Consider the following 14,353-nt stretch of genomic DNA (forward strand, 5'->3'; position numbering starts at 1 on the left):
TTCATTACTCCTAGACCCTTCATTGTCCGCGCGCGGTTGCAAGTGCACCGCGAATGGTATTTTCCCAAATCGCGCCGATAGCTTCCGGCGCGAAGCGATCCGCTGCCGATTTTGCTTGGGCGCCCAAGCGATCGCGCAAGGCTGAATCCCCCATCAATCGCGACAGGGCATTCGCCATCGCATCGATATTGCCTTCTTCGATCAACAAACCATCATGACCATGAGTAATCATATCGGCCGGGCCAAAGGGGCAATCGAAGGAAATGCAGGGTAGACCCGCGGCCATCGCTTCGCCCAGAACAAGGCCCCAACCTTCGAAACGCGAACTCAGGACAAAGGCATCGGCTTCTTCGATCCAGCGGCCGGGGGCGGAACTTACGCCGGGCATTTGGACGCTGTTGGCAACGCCCTGCTCTGCCGCCAAGGCTTCCAGCATCGCACGGTCGGGTCCTTCGCCCCAGATGCGCAGGCACCAGTCACTATGGCGGTCGGCAATCTTGGCCCATGCCTTTATGAGAAGATCAAAGCCCTTCTGGTCGACCAAACGTCCAACGGCGGTCATGACCTTGCGTTCATTTGTGAATTTGGGTTTGAAATCCTGATAGTCCGCCATGTTGGGGATGACCCAGCTGCGCGGACGCATGACGGGCGGAAAGCATTCAAGCGCGCCGCGCGTCATAGTGATCAGGCCAAAGGCACGGGCATATGTGTAACGGCGCAAGGCTTGCCAGACGATGCCCGGCTTTTGTCGAAGCGGATTGTTGCGTTCCGAAACGATCACCGGAATGTCGAGACCCGTTGCGGCCAATACCGCAATCACATTGGACCGCGTTAGCAGGCTGACGACCATATCGGGCCGCTGTTCCTGATATATGGCGCGCAGCCGCTTCACGCGCCGCACGATATCCGAAATCACGCCCAGCGGTCCGCGCTTCCCGACGGGCACGTCCAGATAATCGATCCGGATCCGCTCGTCGGTTTTATAATAAGGTGTGCTGCCGCTCATTTCGAATGACAGGATGCTGACGTCAAAACCCGAGCGCGCCAGCCGGTTGGCCACGAAGCTGACGACATGTTCGGACCCGCCCGCGGAAAGACCGGGGAGAATGAATTTGATGCGGGCTGGATGGGATGTGTCGGCTGTCATTCCTGCGTCTCTTTCACGGTCTGGCCGATCTGGCGCCACATCGCGATGTCCATGGCGATCGCGGTTAGAGCGGCAAATGCGATATGCGCAAAGTTTGCACCCAGCGCGCCATAGATGGGCATGGTGAGCCACGCGGTGAGAAAGAACAGCGCGGTTGAGGCTATGGCGACCCAGAGTACAAATCCCGGACGGTTCATCGCCAGCAAGGCAGAGCGCGACGGGGCGGCGTGCATGATGAGGACAACGGCCAGTAACTGCGCGACGAGCAAAGGATAAGCTTGCACAAATTCAGGGCCGAAAAGGGTATGCATGACCCAGTCGCCTACCAACCAGAATGCTGCAAGAAAGCTAACGCCGACCAGGCCGAGAACAAGTTGTATGCGCTTGATCATCTTGCCAAAGATCCTGAAGTCTTTTTGCGCCCACATGCGTGCCATGTCTGGATAGACAACAGCTTGCATCATTGAGCCCACCTGCTGGGCAACTTTCGCGATGCGCTTTGCGATGTGGTAAAAACCTGCCCAGGCAGTACCCGCGAATGCGCTGACCAATAATGTGTCGGCTTCCTGGGTTAATGTACGCAACGTACCGGACACATTGGTCGACCAGGCAAACGACATGAAGCCGGGAAAGCGGTCCTTCAAACCGAAAGGATTGGCGCGCAGGGGATTTGGAATTCCCTTCTTACGTATCACGCGCATTCCCAACCACAGGAACAGCAAGGCATCAAGTGCTTGGCAGACCGTCCAGATGATGACGAATTCAAGAAGGGAGAAGCCAAGATACAGACCAATGGCCGCGAGGATCAAACGCAAGATCGAAGACAGCATCTGAATATAGGCCAGCGTCCGGAACTTGCCATCGAAGCGCAATGCAGCGGTAGGAACACCGCGAATGTTTACCGCAATCGCGATCGCATAAATGGCAATCAAAGGCATGTGCTCAGGCTTCAGGCCAATCACACTCATTAACGCGTAGCCGACAATGATTGTGAGAACTGCCGCGAGTAACGCCGTGCCGATGTCGAGAAACAGGCCATAAAGATACAGCTCCGACATCCTCTTCTTGTCGTTGGCGACTTCTTCAGAGGCTGCAAAACGGATCAATGGTTGCCAGGATTCAAAGCGCAACAGGCGCTCGCTCAACCGGCCGACCGTGAGCACCAGCGCGAGAACACCATAAGCTGCGGGGCCGAGTGACCGCGCGGCAATGGTTGTGCTCACAAGCATCAACACGGCATTTCCGGAACTTCCCGAAACGAGGTGCAAAATGCTTTTCAGCCAGCCTTTTTCAAAGCCCTTTTTATGCCAGGACGCCGTTGTATCGTCTTGAGGCGTTTCCACTTGAGGTGTGGCCTGCGTCATGGGTTTTGACCTTTCAGAGCCAACACGGTGGGGGTGCCATCAACTTCGAAAACATTATCGAATTCGTCGGCTTCCGGTTCTTCTTCCGGAATGAAATAGACCTGGGTCGTCCGCCCAAAAGTAGCGGCGAGTGCAAGCATCAACGGCGTGATCCACAAGCGGTTGTACATATGCGGGATCGACGTTGAAAAGATAAACAGGATGGCAAGGATGGCGAGCACCATCGCGCCGTCTTCGCGGTGTGACTGGATCGCGCGTAGACCCATCATCCCCAAGACGCCGAACATCAGAACTAATCCGGTGAAGGAAATCAGGCCGCCCTCGGTCAGCAAGAGCATCCAGAATTGGTGCACCGGCATCCCGTGGATACTCTCGACCCGGAAGCGATCAACGCCGAGGCCGACGAAGAGGGTATCTTTGCTCATCTCCCAAGCTTCGGCGATCAGCGCCGACCGGTGTGTGAAGGTACCCGCTTGCGACATATCTCCCGTTGTTACAGCACCCAGAACCCGTTCGCTGAAAGCCTCGGGAAGTGGCCCGCCCAATACTATATAGGCGACCACAAATGCCATGAGGGGCAAACCGACTTTCAAAAAACGTCCAAGGTTGGACAAAGTGAAATAGATGCAGGTAGCAATTGCGGTGGATGCAAAGGCGGTAAAGCTTGCTGTGGACAGCAACGCCCAGAACAGGACCGCACCGACGCAAAGTGCAAAGAAGTGGCGGATCAAGCCGTGGTGATGCGCGTTGAACAGAGCAATAATCGAAAAGGCAATAACCGCACCGTTAAGGTTGGCGTCGGAGACCAAGCCACCAATACGACCGTTGCCCGCAACCACGCTGGGTCCAAGCAATTCCTTGGATTGTTCAAAGCTGAAAAAATTTGCCATCGACAAGGCGACGATCTGCGAAGCCGCCACGCCCAATACAAAGTAGAGCAAGCATTTTCGGATCCACATCCGATCCTCGCTCATCAGTACCATCGGGAGGAGCAAAAATCCGAACAGATATTGGCTGGCAATATTGGCCCATCGCAATGGATCGCCATTGAAAACCGACCCGATCAAAAGACCGCCGAGCATCATAGCCAACGCCGTACACCAATGGGCCGTCATCGAGTTCAACGCCATCATGTTCAGATTCTGGCGCGCCAGGAAAATCAGGAAGCATATCAGGAACAGAAAATCGGACGCGGTGAAGTTGATGTCGCCGATCCGAAGAATATGCCAGGAAAGCAGAAAGCAACCCGCACCCAGCATCAGTTGCCGAATGCGGTCAATGCGCACCATCGGCTGCTCGAACGGCGTGCCATAAGGGTTGTAGGCCCCAAACATGTCGTCCTGTGGTAAACCCATGCCTCGTGTCATGATCGTGGTTCCGATCCTGTGTTTGCTCTATACATCATAGCCGGTCGATCTGCCGGATCAGCATGAAGGCCTCCGCAGCCCCGAGATACATGGACGCCCCCCGCATGGTGGCAAGAGCCCGGATCGCCTCAATGGAGCGCTCGTCGGGGAATTGCTTCACCTGGCTTTCGAAGCACCGAAAGGCGTCAAGTTTCAGTTCCAGTGTTTCGCTGATGTCGATGAACACATTGGGCACAAATGCCGGGGTGATTCCCGGCGCATACCAATTGGTTTCAGACAATGTCTCATAGGCATAAATGCGTTGGGGCGCATGCGTGTCGCGCGGACGTGCTGCAACCATTGCGGCAAGAAATGTAAGTTGATGGTCCGTATGTATGTCGCCGACAAAGGGAACAAAGATTGTATCCGGCCGGACATCCTGCACCAGTTTCGCCAAAGTGCCGTTCAATTTTGTTGCGGGCACTGTTTCCAGGGCGGCGGCGGGAAGGTCGAGGTAGCGGGTTTCCGCAATGCCAACCATGTCGTGGGACGCCTTTGCCTCTGCACGAATGGCAGCGACAAATTCATCAGAAAACTGCGGAGCCATGCCGCGGGTCACGATCGCGACAACCACTTCGGCGCCGGCTTTTGCCAGCCGGGCAATCGTCCCGCCGCATCCGAGTATCTCGTCATCGGGGTGGGGGGCAATCACCAATATTTTGCCCATATAGCTCAAGTCACCCATTTTCGCGTCCCCAAATTCCGTGCATGGGCGGCCGACCGTCCAATTCCCACGCCCAATCCGTTATGCGGAGCTGCCCCGAACCGGTTTGAACCAACAGGCCCTGGGCATCATCCGCAACCAGCTGGCCGGGCATTGCATGATAGGGCAACTCAGGCTCTACAAGCTCCGATGCCCAAATAGTCAGTCGGGCACCTTTAACGAACGTGAACGCACCGGGATACGGCTTCCCAGCCGCACGCACCAAACGGTCTACAGCGCGCGCCGGCTGATTCCAATCAATTAGCCCATCGGCTGGCGTACGGCGTACCGCATAGGTCGCGCAGCTTTCATCCTGCATCTGAAACTCGGTATTCCCGCTTGCGAGGCGTTCAAGTGCGCGACGCGTCATCTTGTCGAGTGCGACCATATGCTTGGCATAAAGAGACATCGCCGTTTCGCGCGGCGCGATATGGAAATAGGCCTGCTCCAGCAATGGGCCATCATCTACGCCGTCGGCCATTTGGAACAAGGAGCCTGCACTGATTTTCTCGTCGAGCAAGATCGTCCACGAAATGGCGGCCCGTCCACGCAGACGCGGCAGTGCCGCAGGATGGTAACCGATGACCTTACCCGGTGTCAGGTTCAAAAATTCGGGTCCGCATATCTGCGACCAGCCTACAACGAATATATAGTCGGGCCGCGCCTCGCGTATCGCTGCGATTGTAGCCGGATGGTTTGTTTGCGCTGTATGGAAAATGCGAGCGCCGACAGCCTCGGCATCGGATTGCAAATCCACATAGTCAGAATGGCGCGCCGATTTCTCCGGTGGCAATGTCACCACCAGCGCCAGATCCCAGCCCGAACCTTCAAAGGCGCGGATGGCGACAGCCGTGCTTTCGACGGCACCCACGATGACGGCGCGCAACGTCATATTTGCTTTGCCATCATCTGTGGAGCGGGCGGCACCGATGCCGTCGCCGCCTGGTTCAAACCCATATGGCCGACTAGGATATCGTTCACTTTCGCGACGTCATACACATCCACGGCAATGGCGCGGGCCTTCTCGCCCATCTGGCGGGCCTGATCCGGATTCTGCAGGAATGTCCGCATGGCGGTAGCAAGAGCAGCTGCATCTTGCGGTGGAACGATGATTCCGCTTTCCCCGTCCACTATCGGATCCCGGCATCCGGGTGTATCGGTCGTAATGACGGCCCGGCCCGTTGCCATGGCTTCCAATATCGTGCGGGGCAGACCTTCACGATAGAATGACGGAAGCACGAAGACCGACGATTCGGCGAGATAGGGGCGTACGTCTGTGGTTTCGGCGAGAAAGGTCACCGGATAATCCGACTGAAGCTGGGGAATATCTTCCTTGCTGATACCGGTCGGGTTAAATTCCTCGGCCCGCCCTAATATGCTGAAGCGAGCCTCGGGAAATTCGTCTTTCACAGCCTTGGCGGCTGCCAAAAACTCGTACACACCCTTGTCGCGCATCAAGCGACCTACCATCAGGAAATGGGGCGCGCCGGCGGGAAGCGGTTGCTGGATGAAACGGGTGGTATCTACGCCGGAACCCGGCACTTGGATTACATTTTGTTTGCTATCGACGATACCTGCATCAAGCATGTCTTTGTGATCATCGCGGTTGAACACGAAAATCTTCACCGCCTTGCGTACGCCTTCGCGATACAGCCGCAAAAAAATTGTGCGTACCAGGCCCGGCTTTGCTCCATCCGGACTGAAAAGATAGCCGAGTCCCGACATCAAAGCATAGAAAGGCGTGTTACCCGTAAGGCGCGCGGCGATGCCCCCATAGATGATCGGCTTTTGGGTATAGGCCAAAATCACACCAGGCCGTTCCTTCAGGATCAGCCGCATATACCCCAAAAGGGTACGTATATCTTCGAGCGGTTTCATGCCGGTCCGGTTCATCGAGATGATTTTGAATCCGATGCCATGGTCTTTTAACCATTGTTCAACGGCCGGATCGTGATCGGGCGCAACAGCGACGATGTCGTGTCCTGCCTCTTTCATAAGGCACAGCAATGCGCCGCGAAAATTCACGAGAGAATAAGCAAGACTAGAAAAAACAAGGATTTTCATGCTTGCTCTGCCTCCAAAAAAATTTGCCGCGTTATATCCAACGCGCTTGGTTGTGCCTTAAAACGAAACAGTATCAGTGACGTTAATGCGCGACCCAAATGGGCCAAACGCCGGTAAGACGCAATTTAGCATTAGGTATACATCCTTTTGTCCCCTCCGGGCGGGGGGCAAGGTCGTGCCCATGCAGCGATTTAGTAGAGTGCTATCCCCCATTTGGGTCGTTTTGTTGCCATTAGGCAAATCTTTGACCCTTTCGTCTAATGTCAGCAAGAGAATGCGACGCGCGAAGGTTTGTGTCGTACTTTGGATATGAAATGACGAAATCAGTTTTCTTCACAAGCCACGTCAGACGTGGAAACGAATGCAGGCTCTCGGCCTGTGGTGCGTTATCCGGGCTTGTGAAGGTCGAAAGGGGAAGCAAGCAATGATACAGAGCTTGGCGCAAAAAATAGACCTATTCATCCACAATCGGGGCAACCAGCGTGATCTTAACTCGCTGTGGCGCTTTCCCTATTGGAAACGGGTATTGCGGACGGGCGCTGTGTGGACATTGGACACCCTCGCAATTTTCACATCCTTTGTGTTGCTGTTGGGACTCACGCGTGGCTGGGCCGAGTCGGCTACTTTGCTGACCTTGACCAATGGTGCAGTTATTGCCGGAGTCGCTTCGACCTTCTTCCTGCTGACCGGCATGTACAAGCGCAGCTGGCGGTTCGTGTCCTTTGCCGACAGCATCTCCATGCTGATTACCAGCTTTATCGGCATGGGTATTGGCTGGGCGGCGATCGCTTATGTCTCGCCGCTTTCGAAATATCTCTTCAACTTCGTCACCTTTGCCTTTCTGCATTACAGCTTGGCAAGCATGGCCATGCAACTGATGCGGGCCGGCCGCCGTGCTGTGCGCTCCTATCGCCGTCGTCGTCAGAACGCGGCTTCGGTCTATTCGAACGACAATGTCGCCAAGACCGCACTTTTGATCGGTGATCCCGAGTGGGCCTTGTCGGTGCTGGACATGTTCGGCCCGCGCAATTCTTCCGCGATCAACGTCATCGGCCTGTTGCTGCCGTCGGACGACCGGACGATTTCGCAGCTTGGCGGTATACCGGTTCTGGGCGGTCTGGAATCCTTCAACCAAACGGTGTCCTTCTTGGCGGAACAAGATCAAAAGCCGAATTTGGCAATTGTCTGTGACGACGGGATCAGCATCAGCGTGCGTGACCTGTCCACATTGAACAAAGCGGCAAAGCAGCACAATATCGACGTGTTGAAGCTGAGCGATCCTGCTAGCCAATTGTTGAACCGGCAGCCGATGCGCGACCCAAGCCATTTCCCGTTATCGGAACTGTTGGGCCGCAGCGAACGCACAATCGAGCGCAGCATCATCCAGCGCCAGGTGGCACAGCAATGCGTGCTGGTAACGGGTGCTGGCGGTACCATCGGCGGCGAATTGGTTATGCAGCTTGCAAGCTATGGGCCTTCGCGGATTGTCTTGCTCGACCATGCCGAATTCCAGTTGTACAATATCGAAATGCGGATGCGCGAAGCGTATCCCGATATCGAAATTTTTCCGGAACTTTGCAACATTCGCGACGAAGATGAAGTTCGCCGGGTATTTGCAAAGCACCTGCCTTCGGTTGTCTACCATGCCGCTGCATTGAAGCACGTGCCCATGGTCGAAGCGAACCCGCTGGGCGGGATTCACACCAACATCATTGGAACTCGCAATATTGCCAACGCCGTTACCGAATACGCCGTTCGCGCAATGGTGCAGGTCTCGACCGATAAAGCCGTTAATCCGGTCGGCATGATGGGCGCCACCAAGCGCGTTGGTGAGCTTTATTGCCAGTCGCTTGATCTGTGCGGTGTCGACGACACCTCGGCTCCGCGCTTCATGACGGTGCGCTTTGGCAATGTCCTGGGCTCGAGCGGTTCAATCGTTCCGTTGTTCAAGCGTCAATTGCTGGAAGGCCGCCCCTTGACGGTTACGCATCCGGATATCGAGCGCTTTTTCATGACCGTTGGCGAGGCCGTCCAGTTGATTCTGGAAAGCAGTGCGCGGTCACTGGAAGACAATTCGACTCGCGGGAATATCTTCGTTCTCGATATGGGTGACCCGGTCAAGATTGTTGATCTGGCTAAGCGCATGGCGAAAATGCACGGGCTTGAGCCTGATGTAGATGTGCCGATCCAGTTTGTCGGATTACGTCCAGGTGAAAAGCTCTACGAAGAATTGTTCGACACCTGCGAACGCCGGGTAGATTCCAAAATACCCAATTTGTTCGAAGCCTGCTCGCGCCCAATTCCGCTTCCGCTTATCGGTCGCGCAATTGACGAGCTCGATCTTGCAGTGAAGCAGGGCAAGCAGGAAGAAGCCTGCCGCCTGACCCACTCATTGGTTAAACTGCCAAGCAGCGACATCGATCTGTCGACGATGTTTCTTAACAATTCTCTGCCAAAACGCGGGCACCACCTGCAGCTTGTGCAGGGCGTGTAAAACAACAAGAAAGTTGATGATCATGAACAGTCAATCGACTCCGACCACTGCAGAAACGCGCGATTTTCCTGTGCCGATAACGTCTTCTTGGCCAACACATGGCCGTGACGAAATTCTGGCTGTGACCCAGGTGTTGCAAAGTGGTCGCGTAAATGCCCTTGTCCACGGTGAACAGAATCGCGCCTTTGAAAAGGAATTTGCGGCCTATATCGGAATGCCGCACGCTATTGCCGTCAGCAATGGTACCGTTTCAATCGAAATGGCCTTGCGGGCGTTCGGAATAGGTGCGGGGGATGAAGTCATCATACCGGCGCGCAGCTTTTTTGCGACGGCCAGCGCGGTTGTTTCTGTCGGCGCCAACCCTGTATTTGCAGATGTCGTAATCGAGACGCAGAATATCGATCCTGAATCGGTTCGCCGTATGATCAACGAAAAAACAAAGGCCATCATTTGCGTGCATCTGGCCGGTCTTCCATGCGACATGCGGGCGTTGACGCAGATTTGCGAAGAACATGACCTGTTTCTGATCGAAGATTGCGCGCAGGCGCATGGTGCGGTTTATGACGGTAAAATGGTCGGGTCTTTTGGCGACGCATCATCCTTTTCCTTTTGCACGGACAAGATCATGTCGACCGGCGGCGAAGGCGGCATGATCCTATTTGCGGATAAGGCAGCATGGTCGAAGGCGTGGGCCATCAAGGATCATGGCAAAGTTCCACCCGAAGAAATGCCCCAGAATATTGCACCAGCCGGCGAGTTCCGCTATGTGCATCAAAGTTTCGGTACCAACTTCCGCATGACCGAAATGCAGGCAGCCATTGGCCGCGTGCAGCTTAAAAAGCTGCCCAAATGGTTGGCGCAACGGCGTGCGAACGCGCAATGCCTGAGCGACGCTATCGCGGATATCCCCGGCGTCATCGTCGACAAAAGTGACGACCATATCCAGTCGGCCCGGTATAAATATTATATTCGCGTAGACGAAAATGCATTGCCCGGTAACAAATCGCGGAGCGATATCATTGCTGGCCTGCTTGCTTTGGGAATTCAGTGCGGAAGCGGATCTTGCCCTGATATGTCGCGCGAAATCGCCTTTCAGGGACGTGAGCCGCGGCGGGACGGAAACCTTGAGATTGCGCACAAACTGGGTGCGAGCACCGTCATGTTCCCCGTTGATCATCTTTTCAGCGAAGATGACATGCTCGTCATTGCGGGCGCCTTGAAAAAGGTCGTTCTCGCATGAGCCAGGCGTATCCAGGGCAAGCCGACTGGCATCCGTCCTTCATTATCATCGGTGCTGTGAAGGCGGCGACAACCTGGGCTCTCGAACAGCTGCAGGTTAACCCCGCACTCTATATGCCGGATCCCGAGCCGCATTATTTCAGCAGCGAATTTGATCGCGGTGAAGACTATTACCGCGCTTATTTTGAAGCGCAGGTGGGTTCCGGGCGGATGCTGGGGGAGAAGTCGGCCGACTATCTCGCCCATCCCGATGCCCCGCAGCGTATCGCCAATATGCTGCCCCATGCCCGTCTTGTCGTGCAGTTCCGCAACCCTGTGGAGCGCGCCTATTCCGATTATAAAATGCTCTATCGTCGCGGGACGGTGAAGGAAGGACCGGAAGCCTACCTCGCCTCTTTGGACAACCCGCAGCCCCGATTTTTGAACGATGGTCTCTATGCGCAGCATATGCGCCGTTGGCTGGATCATTTTCCGACCGACCAGATCCACGCATTCTTATATGATGATGTAAAAGCGCAGCCAAAGGCGACAGTAGAGGCAATTTCACACCACATCGGCGTCGATCCGGTTTTTGATATTGGTCAGTCACGTAAAAAGGCAAATAACGCGTCAGAGCGCTTTTTGCCCTTGCCGGTCCGGAAGGTTCTTGCGCCATTGAAAAGCACCATTGCTCCTCTGCGCGGCCATCCTCTGTTCGAATCGACGCGTGGCTTTTTTGCACGTGAAATTGCATATCCGCCATTATCGCCGCAATTGCGGTTGCGGTTGCGTGATTTTTATGCCGAAGATGTGGAGCAATTGGGTAAGCTGCTCGGCCGTGATCTATCAGCTTGGCTGAGAGATGAGCCGCGGGACGCGCAAAATAGTCGTGGAGAACGCGAGCATTCTAAAGTTGCGTGATCTGGGTCGCGAAACAAGACGCTTGTGAATTTCATAGCTGAATAAAAATGGGAGAAGCGAAAATGCTGAAGATGCTCAAAAGTCTGCTGGTAGTTGCGGTTCTGGCAGGATCATCGCTCGTGTCTGGATGCGCATCGTCGACAAACGGACTTGCGGCCATTCCGGCCGGCGATTTATCCGTGCTCCGCTTGGAGCCGGGTGATCGGATAAAGGTTCAAATTCCTGATCTGCAGGGTGCGGATGCTGAATATGCCGTCGACCAGACAGGCGTAATCGCGCTGCCTTTGGTGGAGGAAGTGAAAATTTCCGGACTAACATTGCGCGAAGCAGAAAAGGCCATCGAAAAGGCTTTGCTCGATAAGCGCATATTGGTCCGCCCTAACGTCACACTGCAGGCTGCATCGCTACGCCCGATTTACATCTTGGGAGAAATCGGTAAGCCCGGCCAGTATGAATTCCGGGAGGGGCTGACGGTGTTTTCGATTATTTCGCTTGCCGGCGGCTATACCTATCGCGCCGACACAACCTCGATGGTCATTACGCGTACCGTAAATGGCCGTAAGGTTACCGGCCGGGCCTCGGAAAATACGGTAGTCATGCCAGGCGATCAAATTCGCATTGTTGAGAAGTGGTTTTAATGTTGTTGCGTCATACTCTTTGGGCGACCTGCACGGTTGCGGGCTTACTTTCATCAGGCGCGGCCTACGCTGACCCTGTCAGCAAAACCGCGCCATTGGTGTCGGATCAGCTTCCTGAATTCGAGTCCAAGGGGTTGGACATTGGCGGCTTCCGTCTCATGCCGGACGTTGAGTATATCATCTATGCAGATGATAATGTGTACGCTGCGCCGACCGGCACACAGGCCGACGCAGCCTTCATTATAACGGGTGGTTTGGAAGCCAAAGGTCGTGTTGGCAGCATCGATCTGACGGCGACGGCGAAGACCCGCATCCGGCGCTATGATAAACTAACCACAGAAAACTCCGAAGGCGGCGAGGTTTTAATTGGATTGGGCTGGCAACCAAAAGAGAGCCAAAAATTCGGCCTTTCGGGAGGTTGGCGTCGCGTCGTTGAAGAGCGTGGTGATCCTGAAGCCCTGCAATTGACGACGACAGGCCCACGTCTGTTGAATATCTTCGAAGCCGAAGGGAAGTTTAGCCACCAAGGTGGCGTGATGTTGATTGCTTCCGACGTCGCCTGGCGGAAATATGACTTTCTTGGACCGGTAAACGATCGCCGTGATTTCACCTCGCAATTCGGCTCGGTCACGCTTGGCCGCAGCATTGGGAGCCGTTTTTACGGGACCGCAACCGCTTTCATAACCAATCGTGATTTCCGTCTGCCTACTCCTGCGGGATTAAGCCAAGATGAAACGACGGTTGGCGGCCGCTTGGGCATCGCGACAAAGGAACGCGGCATTATTGAAGGCCGCGCTTCAATCGGTTTGTTCAAGTTGAACCCAGCTGATCCTTTGCAGAAGAGCCGGACCGGCGTCTCGACGGACATTTCGATGACATATCGCCCGCAGCAGCGCACGGCGATCACCTTGAACGTGTTTTCGGGCGACGTTGCGACTTTCAGGCTTGGGGCTGTGGCACGTGCCGACACGACGGCCCAGCTCAGTGTTCAGCAGGAAATCCGCCACAATCTTTACGCGACTGCAGCGGTGTCTTATTTGAGAGCCGAATTCATAGGTTCGGGTGACCTTGAAAAAGCGATCAGCCCGCGCGTTGAGGTTGAGTGGCTTGCCAGCAAGCGGATCTCGATTGCTGGCTATGTCAGCTATACCGATCGCACTAGTAATATCGCGGAAGAAAATTTTGATCGTGCGCGCGGCGGCGTTTCGTTCCGGTTGCGCTTCTAAAACAAAAGCGCGCAGTTCTATCCCGCAGAAAGATTGCGGTAGATTTGCGTGATTTTGGCGATGTGGGTTTCTTCGGAAAAGCGCGCTTTGGCGCTTTCCTTTGCCCGCGATGTCATCTCGGCCAATGCGGCTTTATTGTTCAAAGTGTCTAATGCCGCGCGGGCCATCGCAGCGGCGTTGTCCGGTTCGACGAGCGCGCCCAATCCCGCAAGAATGGCTTCCGGATTGCCGCCCGATCGTGTTGCAATGACGGGCGTTTCTATGAGCATCGCCTCGACCAGTGTTCGCCCTAAGGGCTCGCTGACAGCCGTTACCAAGAGCAGATCTACAGCTGCTATCCAGTCAACCCCAGGTGACCGATAGCCCATGATATGAACCACGCCTGCAACGTCTGGCTCCTGCATCCGGGCACGCATAGCCGTTTCGAGTTCTGGATAGGTTGTTTCGCCAAACAGAACGCCCACGACCGGTCGATCCTGCATCGCGCGTAGCTCGGCGACGGCATTCATAAATTCCAAAGGGCGCTTACGATCAATGAAGCTACCAAAATAGCCACATATGATGGTGTCTTCACGCGCCCCTAATTCCGTCAAAAGACGCTGACGCATCGCGGTTCGGTCGGCTTTGACATCCACATCGAACGGGCTAAAAACAACCTGCGCACCCTGCCGCGCCTTGGATGGACGCATTCCGGACAGCGAGAATTCCGATACCGCTACAATCTGGTCGGCAACGAACGGGGCCAAATAGCGCAACCCCTTGGCATAGGGGTCAGCGCGATGGTGCCATAGCAATTGGCAACCCGCCCGCTTCGCCGCGAACGCCCATGTGGCGTGCGTGCGCCCGTCATTGCTATGAACGATCGTGCTGCCGATCTCCCGAAGCAATGCGGCCCGGCGCCCAATTCCTGTAAATGTGGATGCGAATTTCGAAACACTGAACGCGCGCCCGACGGCAAAGCTTTTGCGCGGAGGTGCGGGGTCTGGGCGCTGCTCGAACCCGGCGAAATGCTCTGCCAGACGACCGTTCGGATTTTCCAATATGATCACTGGTCGGTAGACCTCGGGATCAAGACCCTTCAGCAATCCCAGCAAGGAATGATGGCTACCCCCAAGGCTATCGCCCGCCATCGGGTAGGCAATTGTAACGCTTCCAGATTTCATAGGGCGTGA

12 protein-coding genes are annotated in these 14,353 nt (G+C 55.3%); 5 read left to right on the forward strand and 7 right to left on the reverse strand.

The annotated features are described in order from the left end of the window. Window positions 1–19 precede the first annotated feature (19 nt). The 6 genes from EUU25_RS13420 to EUU25_RS13445 are packed head-to-tail and all read right to left on the reverse strand — an operon-like array spanning window position 20 to window position 6,684. Window positions 20–1,147: a glycosyltransferase family 4 protein gene (locus EUU25_RS13420; RefSeq protein ID WP_158901764.1), complete on the reverse strand. Its 1,128-nt coding sequence runs from the start codon at window positions 1,145–1,147 to the stop codon at window positions 20–22. Further along, entirely contained in the window at window positions 1,144–2,511 is a 1,368-nt protein-coding gene (locus tag EUU25_RS13425) for a lipopolysaccharide biosynthesis protein (protein WP_158901766.1), read from the reverse strand. The genes EUU25_RS13420 and EUU25_RS13425 overlap by 4 nt, the downstream gene beginning before the upstream one ends. Next, window positions 2,508–3,866 carry an O-antigen ligase family protein gene (locus EUU25_RS13430; protein ID WP_158901768.1) on the reverse strand — a complete coding sequence of 453 codons (1,359 nt, stop codon included), beginning with the start codon at window positions 3,864–3,866 and terminating at the stop codon, window positions 2,508–2,510. The genes EUU25_RS13425 and EUU25_RS13430 overlap by 4 nt, the downstream gene beginning before the upstream one ends. A gap of 46 nt (window positions 3,867–3,912) precedes the next feature. Further along, window positions 3,913–4,602, reverse strand: a complete 690-nt coding sequence (locus tag EUU25_RS13435; protein WP_158901770.1) for a PIG-L deacetylase family protein — start codon at window positions 4,600–4,602, stop codon at window positions 3,913–3,915. Beyond that, window positions 4,595–5,512 (reverse strand): methionyl-tRNA formyltransferase, encoded by a 918-nt coding sequence (locus tag EUU25_RS13440; protein ID WP_158901772.1) that lies wholly within the window; start codon window positions 5,510–5,512, stop codon window positions 4,595–4,597. Before EUU25_RS13440 ends, EUU25_RS13435 begins: the two co-directional genes overlap by 8 nt. Further along, a complete protein-coding gene (locus tag EUU25_RS13445) occupies window positions 5,509–6,684 on the reverse strand; it encodes a glycosyltransferase family 4 protein (protein WP_158901774.1) in 1,176 nt (391 codons plus the stop codon). Before EUU25_RS13445 ends, EUU25_RS13440 begins: the two co-directional genes overlap by 4 nt. Window positions 6,685–7,108: 424 nt before the next feature. Here EUU25_RS13445 and EUU25_RS13450 point away from each other — a divergent pair, with 424 nt between their 5' ends. The 5 genes from EUU25_RS13450 (at window position 7,109) to EUU25_RS13470 (ending at window position 13,181) form a co-directional block, all read left to right on the forward strand. Continuing rightward, the gene (locus EUU25_RS13450; RefSeq protein WP_158901776.1) at window positions 7,109–9,178 is read left to right on the forward strand and encodes a UDP-N-acetylglucosamine 4,6-dehydratase family protein; all 2,070 of its coding nucleotides are present in this window, start codon (window positions 7,109–7,111) and stop codon (window positions 9,176–9,178) included. A 22-nt stretch (window positions 9,179–9,200) separates the two neighbouring features. Continuing rightward, window positions 9,201–10,418, forward strand: coding sequence for a DegT/DnrJ/EryC1/StrS family aminotransferase (locus EUU25_RS13455; RefSeq protein ID WP_158901779.1), 1,218 nt, complete (start codon window positions 9,201–9,203; stop codon window positions 10,416–10,418). Then, window positions 10,415–11,317 carry a sulfotransferase family protein gene (locus EUU25_RS13460; protein WP_158901781.1) on the forward strand — a complete coding sequence of 301 codons (903 nt, stop codon included), beginning with the start codon at window positions 10,415–10,417 and terminating at the stop codon, window positions 11,315–11,317. The genes EUU25_RS13455 and EUU25_RS13460 overlap by 4 nt, the downstream gene beginning before the upstream one ends. 62 nt (window positions 11,318–11,379) lie before the next feature. Beyond that, window positions 11,380–11,955 carry a polysaccharide biosynthesis/export family protein gene (locus tag EUU25_RS13465; RefSeq protein WP_158901783.1) on the forward strand — a complete coding sequence of 192 codons (576 nt, stop codon included), beginning with the start codon at window positions 11,380–11,382 and terminating at the stop codon, window positions 11,953–11,955. Further along, entirely contained in the window at window positions 11,955–13,181 is a 1,227-nt protein-coding gene (locus EUU25_RS13470; RefSeq protein ID WP_158901785.1) for an outer membrane beta-barrel protein, read from the forward strand. Before EUU25_RS13465 ends, EUU25_RS13470 begins: the two co-directional genes overlap by 1 nt. 17 nt (window positions 13,182–13,198) lie before the next feature. Here EUU25_RS13470 and EUU25_RS13475 read toward each other — a convergent pair whose 3' ends face one another. Beyond that, a complete protein-coding gene (locus EUU25_RS13475) occupies window positions 13,199–14,344 on the reverse strand; it encodes a glycosyltransferase family 4 protein (RefSeq protein ID WP_158901787.1) in 1,146 nt (381 codons plus the stop codon). Between the last annotated feature and the right edge of the window lie 9 nt (window positions 14,345–14,353).

Source organism: Sphingorhabdus lacus, from assembly GCF_009768975.1.
GTDB lineage: Bacteria > Pseudomonadota > Alphaproteobacteria > Sphingomonadales > Sphingomonadaceae > Sphingorhabdus_B > Sphingorhabdus_B lacus.

Excerpts from the sequence above, each read along its gene's own strand:
- EUU25_RS13455 (WP_158901779.1), top strand. The coding sequence starts at position 9,201 with ATGAACAGTCAATCGACTCCGACCACTGCAGAAACGCGCGATTTTCCT.
- EUU25_RS13430 (WP_158901768.1), bottom strand. The coding sequence starts at position 3,866 with ATGGGTTTACCACAGGACGACATGTTTGGGGCCTACAACCCTTATGGC.
- EUU25_RS13435 (WP_158901770.1), bottom strand. The coding sequence starts at position 4,602 with ATGGGTGACTTGAGCTATATGGGCAAAATATTGGTGATTGCCCCCCAC.
- EUU25_RS13425 (WP_158901766.1), bottom strand. The coding sequence starts at position 2,511 with ATGACGCAGGCCACACCTCAAGTGGAAACGCCTCAAGACGATACAACG.
- EUU25_RS13475 (WP_158901787.1), bottom strand. The coding sequence starts at position 14,344 with ATGAAATCTGGAAGCGTTACAATTGCCTACCCGATGGCGGGCGATAGC.
- EUU25_RS13440 (WP_158901772.1), bottom strand. The coding sequence starts at position 5,512 with ATGACGTTGCGCGCCGTCATCGTGGGTGCCGTCGAAAGCACGGCTGTC.
- EUU25_RS13470 (WP_158901785.1), top strand. The coding sequence starts at position 11,955 with ATGTTGTTGCGTCATACTCTTTGGGCGACCTGCACGGTTGCGGGCTTA.
- EUU25_RS13450 (WP_158901776.1), top strand. The coding sequence starts at position 7,109 with ATGATACAGAGCTTGGCGCAAAAAATAGACCTATTCATCCACAATCGG.
- EUU25_RS13420 (WP_158901764.1), bottom strand. The coding sequence starts at position 1,147 with ATGACAGCCGACACATCCCATCCAGCCCGCATCAAATTCATTCTCCCC.
- EUU25_RS13465 (WP_158901783.1), top strand. The coding sequence starts at position 11,380 with ATGCTGAAGATGCTCAAAAGTCTGCTGGTAGTTGCGGTTCTGGCAGGA.
- EUU25_RS13445 (WP_158901774.1), bottom strand. The coding sequence starts at position 6,684 with ATGAAAATCCTTGTTTTTTCTAGTCTTGCTTATTCTCTCGTGAATTTT.
- EUU25_RS13460 (WP_158901781.1), top strand. The coding sequence starts at position 10,415 with ATGAGCCAGGCGTATCCAGGGCAAGCCGACTGGCATCCGTCCTTCATT.